Annotated in this window: 15 protein-coding genes; 9 read left to right on the top strand and 6 right to left on the bottom strand. The window is 42.0% G+C overall.

The window, feature by feature from the left end:
* The 8 genes from VOI46_RS20355 to VOI46_RS20320 all read left to right on the top strand — a co-directional run bounded on the left by VOI46_RS20355 (window position 1) and on the right by VOI46_RS20320 (window position 12,209).
* Window positions 1-819, top strand: coding sequence for a DUF547 domain-containing protein (locus VOI46_RS20355; protein ID WP_039972556.1), 819 nt, complete (start codon window positions 1-3; stop codon window positions 817-819).
* On the top strand, window positions 806-2,083 hold the full coding sequence (locus tag VOI46_RS20350) for an ABC transporter substrate-binding protein (RefSeq protein WP_004589584.1): 1,278 nt from the start codon (window positions 806-808) through the stop codon (window positions 2,081-2,083). Before VOI46_RS20355 ends, VOI46_RS20350 begins: the two co-directional genes overlap by 14 nt.
* Window positions 2,080-3,834 carry an ABC transporter permease subunit gene (locus VOI46_RS20345; RefSeq protein WP_004589583.1) on the top strand — a complete coding sequence of 585 codons (1,755 nt, stop codon included), beginning with the start codon at window positions 2,080-2,082 and terminating at the stop codon, window positions 3,832-3,834. Before VOI46_RS20350 ends, VOI46_RS20345 begins: the two co-directional genes overlap by 4 nt.
* Before the next feature lie 22 nt (window positions 3,835-3,856).
* Window positions 3,857-4,495 (top strand): ATP-binding cassette domain-containing protein, encoded by a 639-nt coding sequence (locus VOI46_RS20340; protein ID WP_004589582.1) that lies wholly within the window; start codon window positions 3,857-3,859, stop codon window positions 4,493-4,495.
* A 27-nt stretch (window positions 4,496-4,522) separates the two neighbouring features.
* Window positions 4,523-5,167, top strand: coding sequence for a CDP-alcohol phosphatidyltransferase family protein (locus VOI46_RS20335; RefSeq protein ID WP_004589581.1), 645 nt, complete (start codon window positions 4,523-4,525; stop codon window positions 5,165-5,167).
* On the top strand, window positions 5,160-5,951 hold the full coding sequence (locus VOI46_RS20330) for a sterol desaturase family protein (RefSeq protein ID WP_004589580.1): 792 nt from the start codon (window positions 5,160-5,162) through the stop codon (window positions 5,949-5,951). The genes VOI46_RS20335 and VOI46_RS20330 overlap by 8 nt, the downstream gene beginning before the upstream one ends.
* Window positions 5,952-6,548: 597 nt before the next feature.
* The gene (locus tag VOI46_RS20325; protein ID WP_282337878.1) at window positions 6,549-9,209 is read left to right on the top strand and encodes a glycoside hydrolase family 16 protein; all 2,661 of its coding nucleotides are present in this window, start codon (window positions 6,549-6,551) and stop codon (window positions 9,207-9,209) included.
* Window positions 9,210-9,275: 66 nt separating this feature from the next.
* Window positions 9,276-12,209, top strand: a complete 2,934-nt coding sequence (locus VOI46_RS20320) for a TonB-dependent receptor (RefSeq protein WP_282337879.1) — start codon at window positions 9,276-9,278, stop codon at window positions 12,207-12,209.
* A 52-nt stretch (window positions 12,210-12,261) separates the two neighbouring features.
* On the opposite strand, the gene VOI46_RS20315 is transcribed toward VOI46_RS20320, so the two are convergent.
* From VOI46_RS20315 to VOI46_RS20305, 3 genes are all read right to left on the bottom strand, one after another.
* A complete protein-coding gene (locus VOI46_RS20315) occupies window positions 12,262-13,671 on the bottom strand; it encodes a S41 family peptidase (protein ID WP_282337892.1) in 1,410 nt (469 codons plus the stop codon).
* Window positions 13,672-13,839: 168 nt separating this feature from the next.
* Entirely contained in the window at window positions 13,840-14,139 is a 300-nt protein-coding gene (locus tag VOI46_RS20310) for a hypothetical protein (RefSeq protein WP_282337880.1), read from the bottom strand.
* A 481-nt stretch (window positions 14,140-14,620) separates the two neighbouring features.
* A complete protein-coding gene (locus tag VOI46_RS20305) occupies window positions 14,621-14,986 on the bottom strand; it encodes a hypothetical protein (protein ID WP_282337881.1) in 366 nt (121 codons plus the stop codon).
* Window positions 14,987-15,113: 127 nt separating this feature from the next.
* On the opposite strand from VOI46_RS20305, the gene VOI46_RS20300 reads away from it, so the two are divergent.
* Window positions 15,114-16,268 carry an IS110 family transposase gene (locus VOI46_RS20300; protein ID WP_029772239.1) on the top strand — a complete coding sequence of 385 codons (1,155 nt, stop codon included), beginning with the start codon at window positions 15,114-15,116 and terminating at the stop codon, window positions 16,266-16,268.
* A gap of 365 nt (window positions 16,269-16,633) precedes the next feature.
* On the opposite strand, the gene VOI46_RS20295 is transcribed toward VOI46_RS20300, so the two are convergent.
* The 3 genes from VOI46_RS20295 to VOI46_RS20285 all read right to left on the bottom strand — a co-directional run bounded on the left by VOI46_RS20295 (window position 16,634) and on the right by VOI46_RS20285 (window position 18,345).
* A complete protein-coding gene (locus tag VOI46_RS20295; RefSeq protein ID WP_162986023.1) occupies window positions 16,634-17,449 on the bottom strand; it encodes a zinc chelation protein SecC in 816 nt (271 codons plus the stop codon).
* Window positions 17,436-17,915 (bottom strand): hypothetical protein, encoded by a 480-nt coding sequence (locus VOI46_RS20290; protein ID WP_282337883.1) that lies wholly within the window; start codon window positions 17,913-17,915, stop codon window positions 17,436-17,438. Before VOI46_RS20290 ends, VOI46_RS20295 begins: the two co-directional genes overlap by 14 nt.
* 163 nt (window positions 17,916-18,078) lie before the next feature.
* On the bottom strand, window positions 18,079-18,345 hold the full coding sequence (locus tag VOI46_RS20285; protein WP_007991272.1) for a hypothetical protein: 267 nt from the start codon (window positions 18,343-18,345) through the stop codon (window positions 18,079-18,081).
* Between the last annotated feature and the right edge of the window lie 31 nt (window positions 18,346-18,376).

The raw sequence follows: 18,376 nt of genomic DNA, 5'->3' as shown, positions 1-18,376 counted from the left end.
ATGTTTAAAACACCTTTAAAAGCGCTATTGTTAGGGTCTGCTTTGCTTGCAACATCGTTTGCAACGTCATTTTCGGCCCAAGCTCAAAATATGCACGACAGCTGGAACGCATTATTAAACAACCATGTTGTAGCTATTAATAATGGCCACAGCACTGAGGTTGATTATGCAGCAATTAAAGCTAAGCACAGCGAGCTTAAAAGCTATTTAGATTCGCTATCGGCTGTTACGCAAAATGAGTTTGATACATGGGAAAAACCAAAGCAGCTGGCGTTTTTAATCAACGCGTATAACGCCTTTACTGTTGAACTAATATTAACAAAATACCCAAACCTTAAATCAATTAAAGATTTAGGCAGCTTTTTTAGCTCACCATGGAGCAAAGAGTTTGTGCCATTACTTGGTAAAACGCGCAGTCTTGATGATATAGAACATGGTTTAATACGTGGCAGTGGTAAATACAACGACCCACGTATTCATTTTGCTGTAAATTGCGCAAGTATTGGCTGCCCAGCCCTACGTGCAGAAGCCTACACAGCCACTGATTTAGACAGCCAATTGCAAGCGCAAACGGTGCGTTTTTTATCAGATGCAACCCGCAATATAGCGCAAGATAACACGCTAAGTGTATCTTCAATATTTAAGTGGTACGGCGAGGATTTTGAACAAGGCTTTAAAGGCGCAAACACGCTGCAGCAGTTTTTTATGCAATACCCTAAAGCACTAAAACTGATACCCGCTCAGCAAAAAGCGCTTAAAAATAACAACATGAAAGTTAAATTTTTAGACTACAACTGGGATTTAAATGCTCACCAATAAATGTTGGCAAACATTATCGCGATACAGCTTTTGCTGTGTCGCGTTTTGCATTTGCCTTATTATTAGCTTTAAAAGCCTAGCAAGTACACAACTACAAAGCCGTTGGCAACAAATAGAAAGCTTAGGTAAAAATCAAAGCGTATATTTTTATGCGTGGGGCGGCGATGCGCAAATAAATGCATATATTCAATGGGCTGCGCAGCAAGTAAAAGCCAAATACAACATTAACTTAGTACATGTAAAACTCAGTGATACCAGCGAAGCCGTTAGCCGGGTACTTGCCGAAAAATCAGCAAACAATAACGATAAAGGCAGCGTAGATTTAATTTGGATAAACGGTGCTAACTTTGCCACCATGAGCGAGCACTCATTATTACTAAAACAATGGGCTAATAAGCTGCCTAATTTTAGCTACACCGACCCTAGTAATAACCCTGCTGTTAATTTTGATTTTGGAATACCCACCAACGGGATGGAAGCACCTTGGGGCCAAGCATCGCTCACCTTTTACTACGACAGTTTAGCAATTGATGGCACTGCAAATAACACACTACCAACAACCCTAAACCAATTACTTAGCTGGAGCGTACAAAACCCAGGGCGATTTAGCTACCCAAAGCCACCTGATTTTTTAGGAATGAGCTTTTTAAAATACGCGCTTGTTATGCTACATCAACAAAGTGATGAAACACTTAAAGCGCAGTTAAATCAGCCAGCTACTGCAAAAAACACAGCCCAAGTATTAAACCCGTTATGGGATTTTTTAAATAAGCTGCACCCAACACTTTGGCGCGGCGGTAAACACTTTATGCAAAGTGGTGCACAAATGCGCCGCTTAGTGGGCGACACCGAGCTAAGCATAGCGTTTACGTTTTCAGCGCCAGAAGTGCCCGCCGCCGTTAAACGTTATGATTTACCAAAAAGTATTCGCAGTTATGCAATGCAAGATGGCAGTTTAAGTAACACCCACTTTGTAGCCATACCTTATAATGCAAGCCATGCACAAAGTGCGCAGTTAGTGGCTAATTTTTTATTAAGCCCAGAGGCGCAAGCTCAAAAACAACAAGCGCCTATATGGGGCGATAAAAGCGTACTTATTCAATCAACGCTAGCACCACAGCAACAAGCTTTATTTAAAACAACGCAACCGCATCCAAGCGCCCTGCCTTTAAATAGTATTAAACGCACGCTAAGTGAGCCACACCCAAGCTGGGTAAATGCTATTTTGCAAGGTTGGCAAGCGCGTTTTGGAGTAAGCCAATGAGTGTTGTATCAAATAAGTTAGCAGCAAGCCCAACGCTTAAACCACATAAAAGCGCCGATATGTTTAGTAAATTAGTGACATTAAGCCCACGCTTTTTACTGGCATTGCTTATTTTGCCGGTAATAGGCGGCTTAATTAGCGTGCTATTGCCCGCTTTTGGTTATGCGCCGGTACTTGAGCACACAACACTTGGCCTACATGGCTTTACTATGCTCATGCAAACACCCGGCCTAACACACATGGTTATGCTAAGTGTTGGCAGCGGATTAATAAGTAGCTTACTAGCCTTTACCATTACATTAATGATTTTAGCTGCATTTTTTAATAGCCCGTGGCTTAACCGTATTCAGCGTTTATTGAGCCCGATACTGGTAATTCCCCACGCGGCAGCGGCTATTGCGGTTGGTTTTTTAATTGCTCCTTCGGGAATGATCTCGCGCTTAGTATCGCCTTGGTTTAGTGGGTGGGAACTTGCGCCTAACGGCATGTTTCCGCATGACGCGTTTGGAATTAGTATAATTTTAGGCTTAACCCTCAAAGAGCTGCCTTTTTTACTGTTAATGGCGCTAGGTGTGCTTGCCCAACCTGAGCTTGGCAAAAAGCTGCGCCAGCAACATAAAGTAGCGCTTAACTTGGGCTACTGCCCTATGACGGCTTTTTTTAAAGTAATATTACCAAGCCTTTACCCATTATTGCGCCTACCCATTTTAGCCGTATTGGCTTATGCCAGCGCAAGTGTAGAAATGCCACTTATTCTGGGGCCAAATACACCACCCACCTTGGCTGTCGCTATTATGCACTGGTTTCACGATGTAGATTTAAACCTGCGTATTAAAGCCTCAGCGGGGGCACTATTACAGCTTGTACTTACTGGCGGTTTGCTAGCACTTTGGCTTGGCGGCGAAAAAGCGATAAAAGCATTATTTAGCGATTTACTCACCAATGGCGAGCGAGAGTATGGCGGCGTTTATTGGCAAAAAATAACAACCGTATTAACAGTATTTGTAATTGGCTTTATTTTGCTCTCGTTAATTGGCTTAATTATGTGGTCGGTTGCCGGATTTTGGCGTTTTCCGGCGGCACTGCCCGATCAGCTCACGCTACTTCACTTTAAAAGTGCGCTAATGCAAATGCAAAGCCCGCTTTTTAATACCCTTGCTATAGGGCTAGTTACTACGTTATTTGCCATTATTATTACCCTTTTGTGCTTAGAGTCAGAGCAGTTAAGTGCCAAACCTATGTCGCGCTTTACCAGCTTAATTATTTATTTACCGCTGCTTGTGCCAAGTATTGCATTTTTATTTGGCCTAGTGTGGCTGCAACAACTAGTAAATAACCAGGCCGCGTTTTTTAATGTGGTATTTACCCACTTATTGTTTGTACTACCGTATGTGTTTTTATCGCTTGCGAGCAGTTATAGGCGCTTAGACCCTCGCTTTGCTCATGTAGCAGCAAGCCTTGGCGCAACGCCCTGCAAAGTGTTTTTACAAGTAAAATTACCCCAGTTATTTGCTCCTATTTTAATTGCGGCGGCACTTGGTTTAGCCATTAGCTTTGGCCAATATTTACCTACACTTTTAGCCGGTGGCGGGCGCATAGCAACCATAACAACCGAAGCGGTTACCCTTGCTAATGGCGCAAGTAGGCGCACCAGTGCGGTGTATGCCATTATGCAAATGGCATTGCCACTCATTGGCTTTATACTGGCGTGGGTGTTACCTAAGTACTTTTTTAAAAGCGCCCATCGCTAACCCATAAATTAAAAGGTTTTTAATGCAGTCATCTTTAGAGATTAAAAATTGTGAGCTTTATCGTCAAAACCAGCAATTACTTAGCTTAAACGAGCAGGTAAAAGGCGGCGAAATACTCACTGTTATGGGGCCATCAGGCAGTGGTAAATCAAGTTTATTAAATTGGCTTACCGGCACATTACCCAGTGGTTTTAGCGCAAATGGCGAAGTGTGGCTTAACGGCGAAAATATTAATAACTTGCCCGCACATTTACGCCACATAGGCGTGCTTTATCAAGATGCGTTATTATTTTCGCATTTATCGGTAAGCGGTAACATTGCCTTTGCTATGCCTAAAGGCAATAAAAAACAGCGCCTTGAAAAAATAGAGCACGCCCTTGAACAAGTTGGATTAAAAGGCATGGCTAATCGCCACCCCGACAACCTCTCTGGTGGGCAACAAGCACGCGTAGCTTTATTGCGTATGCTATTGAGCGAGCCAAAAGCCATTTTACTTGATGAGCCCTTTAGCAAGCTCGATACCCAATTAAGAGTAGATACGCGCGAGCTAGTATTTAGCCAAATACGCGAGCATAAATTGCCCGCTATTATGGTAACCCACGATCATAGCGATGCAGAGGCCGCAAATGGCAAACTGATCACCTTAAATTTAGCCAAATAAACGCACAAAAAGTACAAGGCACCAAGCATGTTAGACAAATACATCACCCCAGTAATAAAGCCACTGTTAACCCCCGTTGTAGCGTTAATGCACAAACGCGGCATAACGCCCGACCAACTTACTGTGGTAGGCTTTTTAATAGGCCTATTAGCTGTGCCATTAATTGCGTTTGAAATGTGGTACGCAGCGTTAACGGCTATTGCTTTAAATCGTATTTTAGATGGGCTAGATGGCGCATTGGCACGCCATGCAAATTTAAGTTCAAGTGCTGGCGGCTTTTTAGATATTACCCTCGACTTTTTATTTTATGCGGCAATTCCGCTTGGCTTTATTTTGGCAAACCCCGAGCAAAACGCCATTGCAGGTAGCATATTACTGGCCACCTTTATAGGCACTGGCTCAAGCTTTTTAGCCTTTGCCATAGCCGCCGAAAAATTTAAGCTCGAAAAACCCCAGTTTAAATACAAAAGCTTTTACTATTTAAATGGTTTAACCGAAGGCACAGAAACCATCGCGCTGTTTATTGCCTTTTGTATTTGGCCGCAGCACTTTGCCCTAATGGCGAGTATTTTTGCCACTGCGTGCGCTATTACTATTTTTACACGTATACATGGTGGTTATAACACGCTTAAACGCCAAGAAGCTGATGAGGTTACACAAGCCAATGAGTAATGAAATTTGGTGGCGATTAGGGTTCTTTTTTAGCATTTTGGTTATTATGATGCTGCTAGAATCGCGCATGCCTGCCCGTAAATCGCCGATAAAAAGCACCACCCGGTGGTTGGCCAATTTTGGACTGGTGTTTGCTGCCTCTGTAATTGCTCGCTTAAGTGTGCCAATAGGCTTAACTGCCGTAGCGCTTTATAACCAAGAGCACGGTATCGGTTTATTTAATCAAATAGCCACACCAAGTAGTGTTGCTATTATTTTAAGCATATTACTGCTTGATATAGTTATTTATTGGCAGCACAGGCTTTTTCATCAAGTGCCTATTTTGTGGCGCTTGCACCGTGTGCACCACGCCGATGCCCATGTAGATACCAGCACAGGTTTGCGTTTTCACCCTATCGAAATTGTACTCAGCATAGTTATAAAATTAATTGCCGTTACCGCTTTGGGTGTACCTGCTATTGCTGTATTAATATTTGAAATAGCACTTAATGGTTTAGCGCTGTTTAACCACGCCAATATACGTTTACCCAATGCCATAGAAAAACCACTTCGGCTCATATTAATGACCCAAATACTGCACCGCATTCATCATAGCCAGCGCGTGAGCGAAACCAATTCAAACTATGGATTTAGCGTTATTTGGTGGGATAAACTGTTTGGTAGTTACAAAAATGAAGCGCAAAAAGCCGATAACGACATAGATATAGGCTTAAAAGAATACCCTAACCCGCAGCAAAACGCCTCGCTGTGGGGCTTGCTAATTATGCCGTTTAAACGTAAATAAGCTGCCATTTCAAGTGGCTACAATACTATTAAAATAAACAATAAATTAAGAGGTAAATGCGTATTTAAATTTACACATTTACCTTATTAAACCCCGCCAAAGCCTTACCCCCTAAAATTTAACCTTAACAAGCTAAACACTTAAAAGGTCTACTAACCTATTGAATGCTATACCACTTTCACTTTGTTTTTAACTTTCGTTTTTTGTAAAAAAGCAAAATTACACGCCATTATAGTTAGCCTAATACAGGTAAATCATCGCAATTTGCGCTAAATGTAATTGCTACAGGTCACTTTAATATTTACCAATTAAGTAAAACATTAATAGATGTATTAAAAATGCAACATTACAAATAATGTAAGCTGTTAAATTTATTAGCGATTTAGTTAATAACTCCAATTGGTAAACTGGTCTTACCGTAAACTAAATGTAAATAAAACACACAAATATGTTGACCATTTACGTAGTGCGCAATATTATTTGTAAGCGCTTACAAAAACACATGATAAATGTAAGCGCTTACAAAAATAAATATGGTTCTTTTTAATAAGTTTAAACACACATTCTGACAACAATCTGTGAAACCGGGGTTCAGCTATGAACATTGAAAAAACACACATTGCTCGCTTACTGGCTGCTATTTCGTTAGCGTCTTTAGCTGGCTGTGGTGGCGACTCAGCCACAACATCTAATTTTGAAAATATCGACGCTTCTGAGCCAGTTTCAGATTGGCAACTAGTATGGAGCGACGAGTTTGACGGCTCTGCCATTGATACTAATAAGTGGAACTTTGAATTAAACTGCGATGGCGGTGGTAACAACGAAAAACAATGTTACACCGATAACGAAGAAAACGCCTTTATACAAGACGGTGTGTTAAACATTGTTGCCCTACCCGCAACTGAAGGCGCTGAAAAGCCCTACACTTCTGCGCGTTTAAATACCCGTTACAATGCTGATTTTACTTATGGCCGCTTTGAAGTGCGCGCAAAGCTCCCTTCGGGGCAAGGCAGCTGGCCTGCGTTTTGGATGCTACCAACCGATGAAGAATACGGTACATGGCCACGCTCAGGCGAAATTGATGTTTTAGAATCAGTAAACCTAAAAACCGCTGACGAAGATGGCGGTGTTGAATCAAGCATTCATGGCACATTGCATTACGGCCGCGCTTGGCCAGATAACAGCTACACAGGCCAAGAGTACAAATTTCCTGAAGATAGCAACCCAGCAGATGACTTTCATACTTACGCAGTAGAGTGGCAAGAAGGTGAAATACGCTGGTACGTTGATGGCTACCTATATGCCACACAGCGCCAATCAGAAGTATTATATAATTCCAAAGGCGAAGCCGCAGGTTTGAAACATCGCGGTTGGTTTGCAGAGTATTTTGAACAAGGTTCTGGCGAGCTAGAAACTCATTGGGATAGCGCTCCTTACGATAAAGACTTTCACTTACTGTTAAATTTAGCAGTAGGCGGCGACTGGCCTGAAAACGTAAATGAGTTAGGCGTAGATGCCAGCGCATTTGAAAACGGCCAAACGTTTGCAATTGACTACGTACGCGTTTATCAATGTGCATCAAACCCAGATACCGGCAAAGGGTGTGAAACTATTCGCCCAGGTTACGATAGCCTAGACGATGCCCTGCTAGAGGGCGAAGCGCCTATTCCTAGCCCGCCATCTACAGGTATTGCTACACCGTTAACTATTTTTGGCGACAGTTTTAACCCTAACTGGCCAGCATGGGATTGTTGTGGTGGCTCTACACCTGCAATCGTAAGTGATGAAGAGCAAGGCGACGTTGTTGAATTTACAATAGGTAGCGAGCCTACAGTGGTTGGTTTTATTAGCCGCGATGCGTTTATTACTGACGAAAACGGCGCTGCAACGCCTTTTGATGCATCACCTATGCTAGAAGAAGGCTACGTACGCTTTAAAATGAAAGTAACCAGCGCACCAAGCGTGCCAGACACACCTTGGTTTGTAAAACTTGAAAGCACAGAAGCCTCAACCGATGCTGATATGCCGCTTACAAGTAGCGTTGAAGGCCAAGCACCTGTAGTAGGTGAGTGGCAAACCTATACGTTTTTACTTTCTGACCTTGCTGACTTAGATTTAGATATCAGCGCAATTGACGTACTTATGGTATTTCCTGAGTGGGGCACGGGCGAAGGCGCAACCTTTTTAATTGACGACGTTGAAATTACACAAGACAACCTAGGCGCATCACCTGAGCTAACTATTTTTGAAGATGAGCAAAACCTAGCATGGCCAATGTGGGATTGTTGTGGTGGCTCAACACCTATCGAAGTGGTAGATGATGAAGCGCACGGTGTAACCGCTGAATTTAGTATTGGTGCAGAGCCTACAGTAATGGGCTTTAACAGCCGTGTTGAAGTAGGTGGTGCAGGTGAGTCATTTGATGCAAGCAGCATTTTAGATGAAGGCGTTATTCAGTTTGATTTAAAAGTAACATCTACCCCTAGCGACCCGTCAACTGCGTGGTTATTTAAAGTAGAGGCAAATGGTGCAACTTCATTTGCAGAACTTGAGCTAACGCAAAGTGTTGAAGGTGTAGCGCCAGTGACTGGCGAGTGGCAAACTTATACATTTAAGTTATCAGATCTCGCTGGTGCAGGCCTTGATGTAAGTGCAATTGATGTACTTATGATTTTTCCGGCATGGGGTGCAGGTGAAGGCGCGGTTTACCGTGTAGATAATGTTAAAATTTACAACCCTAATGCAGCGCCCGTTGCCTCTGGTGAGCTAAACGTATTTACAGATACAGTCGCCGATCAGTGGAGCATATGGGATTGCTGTGGTGGTTCAACACCTACAACAGAAACCGACGATGATCAGCACGGCGAAGTGGCTCAGTTTAGCATTGGTGCAACACCTACTGTAATGGGCTTTTTAGCCGATGAAGACGTATCGTTTGATGCATCAGCCCTGTTAGAAAATGGCGTTGTACAGTTTGATTTAAAAGTAATAACAGCACCTTCAGACGTGGATGCACAATGGTTATTTAAAATTGAATCAATTGGCGCTTCAAGCGCAGTAGAGCTGGCATTAACGCAAAGCAATGAAGGGCAAACACCTGTTACAGGCGAATGGCAAACATACACCTTCCCTATTGGGCAACTATTTGATGCGGGCTTAGATATTAGCGCTATAAACGTGCTCATGGTATTTCCTACGTGGGATATGGGCAACGGCGCATTATACCGCATAGATAACATGATTATCGCGAATCCATAAAAACACACTACAATAGGCGCATGGCGCCTATTGCTACACAACAACATTTTATAAAGCAGAGCTATTATGAACACATTCAATTTTAAAAAGAGCCAACTTGCGGCTTCTGTGTCTCTTATCATTGCTGCAAGCACGTTAAATACGGCCATTGCTGCCGAGGCAGACACTGCAGCATCTCCTGATGTAGAAGTTATTGAGGTAAAAGGTATTCGTGGTTCACTTATTCGTTCTATGGATATGAAACGTGATTCATCGGGCGTAGTAGATGCCATTTCAGCAGAAGAAATGGGGAAATTTCCAGATACCAATTTAGCAGAGTCATTACAACGCATTACCGGTGTATCGGTGAGCCGTGCAAACGGTGAAGGTAGCCAAATTACCGTACGTGGTTTTGGCCCAGAGTTTAACTTAATTACGCTAAACGGCCGCCAAATGCCAGGCACAGGTTACACGCGTTCGTACAACCTTGAAAACATTGCCTCTGAAGGCGTAAGTGCGCTAGAAGTATTTAAAACAGCGCGCGCCGATGTACCAAGCGGTGGTTTAGGTGCAACAGTTAATATTTCTACTGCGCGCCCTTTTCAAAAGCCAGGTCAAAATTTTTCAGCCACGGTTAAAGCAAATCACGACTCATCAAACGAAGCCGGTGATGATGTAACCCCAGAGCTTTCTGCTGTTTATAGCAACACATTTGCAGATGACAGATTTGGTTTTGGTTTTTCGTTTTCGCACCAAGAACGCGACTTTCAAAAACAACGCGCCAATATTCAAGGTTGGCAAGCCAATGTTGATTTACCTGAATTAGATAGCAGTAACGTTGTTGATAACCGTACTGACCCATCAGGTAACTACTACTTCCCTAAAGACATGAACTACTCTATTGAAGATGTAGAGCGTGAACGTACTAACGGCCAAGTTACTTTTCAATTTGAACCAGTTGATGGCTTTGTAGCCACCTTAGATTACACAGCAAGTAAAGCGGTTACGGGCTCTGAAAGTATTGGTTGGGGTATTTGGAACGACTTTGGTAGCAATATTAATGGCTACGAGCTTGATGAAAACGGCACCGCTGTTTATGCCGATATTAGCGGTAATGATGCCTCGTTTACAGCCAACAAAGGCACCACAGAAGTAAAAGCACGCTCTATTGGTTTAAACCTAGAGTGGGAAATTAACGACACGTGGCACGTTGAACTTGATTACCATGACTCTAAAAATGAAACCGATAACGGCGCCGATGACGGGCTAGGCAGTACTGGCCAAGTGATTTTAGGCTCTGATCAGCTAGCAAATAAAATTTACGATTACCGCACAGGCGAAATCCCAAGTGCACAGGTGAACTGGTTAAACGGCACAAGCGAATTAACGCCAGGCGAAATTGACTCTAACTTTAGCCAATTTACGCACTCGCCGGGTGAATCAAACATTGAGCAATTACAATTACATACCACTTGGTACAATGAAAACTTTGATATTGGCCTAGTTAAAGTAAAATTTGGTGCATCGCGCACTGAGCAAAACACCGGTGGTTACACTGCTTGGAGTGGCTTAGTAGGTGGCCCTGGTTTTAACCCATCGTACACAGAAATATTCCCAGATAGCATGTTTACTCGCCACGATACGTCGGGCCTTTTAGCTCAATTTGATGGTGGCGGCAGTAACTTACAACCAGGTTACTACTACACCTACGATTTTGACGAAGCAGTGGCTCGCCAAATGGCTTACCTAACTTCTGATGTAACCGGTGGCGATGCATACGCAGCCAATGCTTACATGGATGGTATTGATAGCGAAAGCTACGTAGAAGAAATTACAAACAGCTTTTATATTCAATCAAGCTGGGAGTTTGATGTAAGCGATTACTACGTAAAAGTAAACGCAGGCCTGCGCTACGAGCAAACAGATGTAACCAGCACAGTACGCCAACGTGTTGAAGAACAAGTAAACTGGATCAGCGCCTCAGAGTGGATAATGCAATATGCAGCCGGCGGCGATGATAACTTCTTAGAGCAGCAAGGCGATTACGACATATTATTACCGTCAATCGATGTAAGTGTTGATTTAACCGAAGACGTTGTAGCCCGTGTTTCATGGGGTAAAACTATGTCGCGTGCACCACTGGGTGATTTAGCCGGTGGCCGTAGCTTAACAGGCAGCCCAAAACCTGGCTCGCGCACGGGTAGCCAAGGAAATACAAATTTATTGCCGTTTGAATCAACCAATCTCGACTTATCATTAGAGTATTACTACGCAGAAGGCAGCTATGCCTCTGTTGGTTACTTTAAAAAAGACGTAGATAACTTTATTCAAACCACCATTACGCAAACCACGATTGAAGGCCTATACGACATTTTAAACGGCCCGCGTTACTTACAAGCAGTTAGCGATATTGAATCGCGCGGCGAGCAAGCAACCACCGATGCTATTTTTGCGCAAATGATTAGCAATGGTTATGGCAATGCGAATGGCGTCATTGAGCCAAATAGCGATGACCCACTTATGGTATGGAACATAAGCCAACCACAAAACACCGACAGCAAATCGGTAGATGGTTTTGAAGTGGCTGTTCAGCACTTAATTGGCGAAACTGGTTTTGGTGTAGGTGTTAACGCCACGTTTGTAGATGGCGATGTAGAATTTGATAGCGAAAGCCTAGACCAACAAGCGCCGCTTACAGGTTTAAGTGACTCTGCTAACTTTCAAGGCTTTTACGAAAAAGACGGCCTATCAATCAAAATTACTTACGCATGGCGCGACTCATACCTAATTGGTGTAGGCCAGGCACAAGGCTCAGCCGATGCGCCACCGCAATATGCTAAAGCCTACGGCCAATGGGATATGAGCGTTAACTACGATGTAAACGAAAACGTAACCGTATTTTTTGATGGCATAAACTTAAATAATGCCACCGAAGAAGGCTACGGCCGTTACGAAGAGCAGTTTTTATTTGCTAATCAGTACGGCCCACGCTACTCAATTGGTGCCCGTTACACGTTTTAAACTATTCCCTAGTTAGAATAGTTAAGCCGCTTGTTTTAACAAGCGGCTTTTTTTATAACGTTTTTATTTGCTCAAGCAATACATTAGTTGTCCAATCAATGCCGTTATATGCCACATCGGGCTTATAAAAATCCCCTGCCCCACGCGCTCTGTTTACGTATACTTTGTTAGGTACAATCACTTTCCCCAACCCTGAAGGTAAATCAGCTAAGCGTACTTCCATATACATAGAATCAGCACTACTTGGCGCACCGAATAACGTAGTATTTTCAAAAAGCTTAAACTTATCAAGCGCATCTAAACAAGCACTGGCGCACTGCGGCGGAACAATAACAAACACCTTGGTTTTAAAGTCACTAGTTAAAGGCTTTTGTGGTATGTTATTTAGCGTATTAGTTTCTTGCTCTACATAAAATGGATCACCACTTTTAAGTGATAAAGCCATACCCGCAGCTGTGATTTTAAATATTTTCAATAATTCAGGCTGATTTTTTACAACCTCTAATAAAGACACTACATGGTCGGTATTATCCTTTGATGCTCTCCACCACACTTGCGTGTTTTGAGAAGTATTATTTACTTTTTGTTCTACTATTTTTTTGCCCCATAGTTCTTTGGCTACTTGTGAGCTCCAATAAGATGAGCCACCTTGGTTATGGCGCAAATCTAACACCACGGCTTTTGCAGTAAGTAACTTGCTACGCTGCTGTTGTATTTTTTCAAACACTTTATTGTAGGCAGCAGTTTGCTTTTCGGTTGATGAAAAGCTAGGCATAGCAATCCACGCAATATTTTTTTCAGGCCAGGTTAAATCAATGGGGAGTTCATCACCGTTGTAGGCATTTTCTAAATGCTTACTGGCTGACTTAGGCCTTACAGACCAATTTAATACGTGTGTATAGGTATCGCCATTGGCTTTAACAAATTCGCATTCTTTTAAAGGAGTTAAAAATGGATTGCCCTCGTCAATGAGTAACCGCCAACCTTGCTGCCACCAATGGCCAGGTTGTGCAACTTGCCCATAAAACTTAAACACTCTCTCACGTATTAAGGTCTCGGTGCTTTGCCCATCACATTGGCTTACAACGTCGCCTTTGCTAATATTTTTGTTTTCACTGTAATACACTTTTAGCGCATCACCTCGCCACACAGTTCTAAAGCCCGGCCAGCGGCGCGCGGGTCTATCTACGCTTGAAAACGCACCGGCGTGGCCATCTTGTAAAATAGTGCTAAAACGAGAAATTGCCGCTGCATGAACCTGCGGCCCACTCGCTTGAGCCGACAATGTAAGTGCTTCTGCTTTTGCTTTTTTTAATAAGTCAGGGAACGCGGGGTTGTTAGCATCAAACATACCTGGGTGATTTTGTGCTGTAATGTTGTAAGCAGCTTGAATATCATTTTCTATTACTGTTCGCCACTGCTCATCCGTTTGCGGTGACACAGCGGTGTTAGCAAAACCCATAAAAGATACAATAAAGCTGCTAGTAGAAATAGTGAGCATAGATATTTTAACCATCATTCAAATCCTTTTGTTGTAGTTTTTTAATAGTTAAAACTGGAAACTATTGATGCCGTTTAACTTAGCACACACTTAAAATAATTATGCCTAAATGCCAGCTCTAGAGATTGTTTAATGCTTGAGTAGACGAATCCATTCATCGGGGTTTGCTAAAATAAAGTCATAAGTATCTTCATTATCTAAAGTGATTGTTATTGCATCGCTTGTTAGTGGTAAAATGCCTGCACCTCTCCCTGCTGACTTTTCAATTTTTACGATTGCGCTTCGTGTAAAAGTATAAGGCCCTAAACCAGCACTTTCATTGTATGGCTCAAAACGTACCTCACCTTGCGTTACATAAAATTTACCATCGGCTCTTGCAACACCACCTTGATACGTAGCTGTAGATGATTTGAGTATTTTATTGTTCATTTGGCTTTCCTGCTAATTAATTTACGTCAATAAAATGTATTCACTTTAATAAGTTATATAGCTTTATACTTTAAGGCAATCAATTTGTACCCAAAAAGCAAGTTATAATGACACGTACTTTATTTAGCCAATTAGAATCTAGGCTTCGAAAGATGTAAAGTTTAAAATGGGTGTTTTGTTAATTCTTTCTCTGAATTTTTTTAACTAAAGGCACTATCGCTAAAGCTAGCAATACGGCAAGAAAAAAGCCCACAAACGTATTACCAAACACCCATCTAAAAAAGATTCCTGAAAGAGACAAAACAAAAGCTGACCAAAGCCATGGATTTATATTCTGCATACTATCTAGAGCACCTCATAGCACCCTGCTTAGAGGCGCAAACACATGGGCTATAATTTGGATCGAAGCGACGCTGCCCATGTGTATGCATCCCAGCGAACGAAGTGAGTGTGTTGATTAGGTTGTTAGGTGCGTGCATATTTAAACCACTACCCTAGGGGCTTTACCATGAAAGCCCAAGTATAGTTTTTTGAGATTACCTGGCACGAGAGGCCAGCCACGCTCAATACCTTCTTTTGTACCTTTCCAGAATAAGTGCTCTGTATAATATACATCTATGTATTCGAATTCTGCTTTGGTTGCAGTATCTAGTTTTTCGCTCATGTACTGCAACTGTTCTAATGCTTCTTCTAAATTACCTTGGTTAAACAAAATGGTTGTCAAATTTGCGAACTCTTCCATTAGGAATGTGAGTGCCCATTTTTCATGTTTTTCCATGAGAGGCACAACGTCAGGAAATTTAGTGCTGATCTCTTTTAAGAACTGTCTTATCTCTGATTTGGCCATTGATTTCTCAGAATCACCTAGACATAATGACTCCCACACGGTGTTAGCCTCCGCTTTTCGTGGGTTAGCTTAATTCAAAGCCAGAGCCATAATTAGTTTGTCAATTAACTAAACAGCAGAGGCTAACATGAATAAACATAGCATACTTTTTATCGGTCTTGATACACATAAAGAATTCAATGAAGTCGCCTATATTGAAGAACATAGAGGTGCGCAACCTGTTCATCTTGGCCGAGTTTCGTCTTCCAAAGTGGCCGTTCAAAAGCTTGTTCGTCAGTTCGAATCGAAATACTCTGGCGCAACACTTCATTTTGTTTATGAAGCAGGCCCATGTGGTTATTGGATTTACAGGTTAATTACCAGCCTCGGCCATTGCTGTTACGTGGTGGCGCCCTCTCTTATTCCTAAAAAACCTGGTGAGAAGATTAAAACCGATAAACGTGATGCTCTTAAGCTTGCTAAATTACTTAAGTCTGAAGATTTAACACCTATCTATGTTCCCGAGCCTGAAGATGAAGCTGTACGCGATTTATCTCGTGCACGCGAAGTGGCAATGAAGGACTTAAAAGATGCCAAATATCAATTAAAGGCGCTGTTGCTTCGCAATAATATTAATTATAAAGGCACTGCGAATTGGTCACAAAAACATTTACGTTGGCTCACTGAGATTGTGCTGCCACACCCCGCTCAGCACATCGTCTTACAAGAATTTTTACACACAATTACCGAACGAATAAGCCGACTTGAACGGCTAGACAATGAACTAACACACCACGTTCACCAGTGGCGTTATTATCCTGTTGTCAAAGCAATACAAGCTATGCGTGGTGTCCGTTTGTTGGTCGCCACTGGCGTTGTTGCTGAGCTTGGCGATTTATCGCGTTTCGACCATCCCCGTAAATTAATGAGTTATCTCGGTCTTGTACCCAGTGAACACTCGAGTGGTGGCAAACGCCATATTGGCGCCATCACAAAATGCGGAAATGGCCGAGCAAGACGCCTTCTTGTGGAAGGTGCACACACTTATCGGTATGCGGCAAATATATCAACAGATATGCAAAAACGACAAGAAGGCTTACCAAAGGACATTATTGATATTGCGTGGAAAGCACAGATTAGGCTCTGCAAACGCTATAAAAAAATGATAGCCAAAGGGAAACACTACAATCTGGTTGTTACCGCCATTGCCCGAGAAATGATTGCGTACATATGGGCTATTGCAAAAGAAGTGGTGCTTACGCCAGTGAATACAAAACTTAGATTGGCAAGAGTACCCGCATGATAAACGTATTAGAGTTAATGCATGGGATCAAGCATCGGGTGTGGCACAACCACCGACGGCGTTAGGATGGCAGTGCAGCTAACGCTGCATTGAACCACGAACATAGACTGAAGACAGGTGCCACGACGAAATAAGTAAGGTCTGCTCTGTTACTAGAAATAGTAATAACCAACGAATATCAGCAAGATAACCGACGACATTACTTGCTTCATCCTATGTATTAACTCGCTCTAATTCGAGCTAAAGTAATTATGGCTTAAAAAGTTAGGCAGGGATCAGTGCGTTTAACTTGACAGTGGGAGTCATACCAACGCCTAAATCAGGTGCACCGTAGGCGTCACCTGGATTTTCTTGTTAGCCGTTCCTCAATAAGGGAACTTAATGTTTTGTTTTTCTTCAGAGATTTCTTTATAAAAGATAAAATCTATGTGAGGTATTTCAATATCACTTTTATTGAAACAGCATTCTCTAAACACACTACCACTTTTACATGGACATCCTGAGTCAGCTTGAACACTATTAAATTTAGCCCTTGGGAACTTCTTGGTTTTCTTTTCGTAATTCCAATCTTCATAAGCATTTTCAAGAAAGCTAAGCAAATGCTCGAGAACTGAAAAATCCAAGGTGCTATCATCGTGTACGACTGAATATTTTTGGACAGGGCTGCTAACAATAGAGATTTCTTTGAAATTCATATCATGAGCTACATGCAGGCAAAGTTTACCATTGTAAAGTTTTCCTTTCTCATGCCCGCATCTGGATCTAGGTCTTATTTTATGATTACAAATACTGCACGTGTAATAACCAACTGTGAATCCAGGACTAACAAAAACACAATAAGGATATAAAGCCTGCCACTTAGGGATTTGACTTGAAATGAATTTTATTCTTTTCCTTGATAAAAAATCATCATCTGAGTTTTCTTCGAGAAATTTACACTTGATCTCGCACTTTTCAAAATCCACCCATGCTTGTCTATAATTCCCCTTTTTTAACTCATTGAATGCACCAATAAATAGGAAGTTGGCTTCAAGCGCTTCATGCTCTCTCCAGAGATCATTTGCAACTTTTTCATTATTTTGCTCAATCGCTATTTCTTTAGCTTTACACACCTTTCCTATATATTCTTTAACTTCAGGGAGCTGCGTTTCTTCATAACTTATGAGTTTAAGATTCATCACTCAGTTCCTTGACAGCATCCAATGCCTTATTAAGGTTTTCGACCTTTCCATCATATGAAACTGATGTTGTTTTTCCATCCTTCTTTTCAACTATGAACTTCAAAGAAATGTTGTCATCATTTTTTGCTTTCAATTTCTCATATATGTATGTAGCTGCAACCCCACAAAATATTGGAATTAGGAAATTTTTAACTATAAAAGTACCAAGCCAAATGTGAGCACCGTGTAATCCTAATTCTTTATAATTGTCATCAGTAGAGTATATTTCAGTAGCTATCTCGCTATTGTTAAAAAAATCAAGTGTATCTAATGTGCCTGAATAAAACTCATCATTTGTTCCATGAGAGGGCAATATTATTACATTTGCTTTTTCTACCAGTTTTGCAATTTCATCAGGGGCTTTTTCCAGTAACTCTTCAAAAGTTATGTTTTCGTCCTGAACTTTAAAATTATCTCTTCTATCCATAATCCCCATTTGATACCCCATAGGTGATGTTTTGTATTGACGGCTAACGGCCCGCATAACGAGCAAAAATACGTAGGCTACAATACCAAGCGAAGCGCAGGGAGCCTACGTGTTTTTGTCCCTAGCGAGCGCAGCGAGTGTTAATGCGTTTGTTAGGTATACATTACTCACCGTACTCTGATAAGTACAGCTTGATACCTAGACGCCCCATTATAGACATTGCTTCTGGTGACAATATTGCCCCGCCACCACATGCATTCTCTCTTACAGTAAAACCAAGATCTGCTATGTACTTTGCTGGTGCGAGATTGAGAGGATTTGTGAGAAGCCAGAATTCTAGTGCTTCTATCTGAGATGGTAATTCCCAATCACCTTCTGCAAGGTGAGCTAATTTTTCACCTGAACCATCTACTTTGACATAAATTGGCACTGAACCTTCCTTGTATACCTAACAACTTTGT

Origin of the sequence: Pseudoalteromonas sp. CuT4-3 (genome assembly GCF_035666335.1) — a bacterium.
GTDB lineage: Bacteria > Pseudomonadota > Gammaproteobacteria > Enterobacterales > Alteromonadaceae > Pseudoalteromonas > Pseudoalteromonas atlantica.
This window is presented reverse-complemented; position numbering and strand designations above follow the sequence as displayed.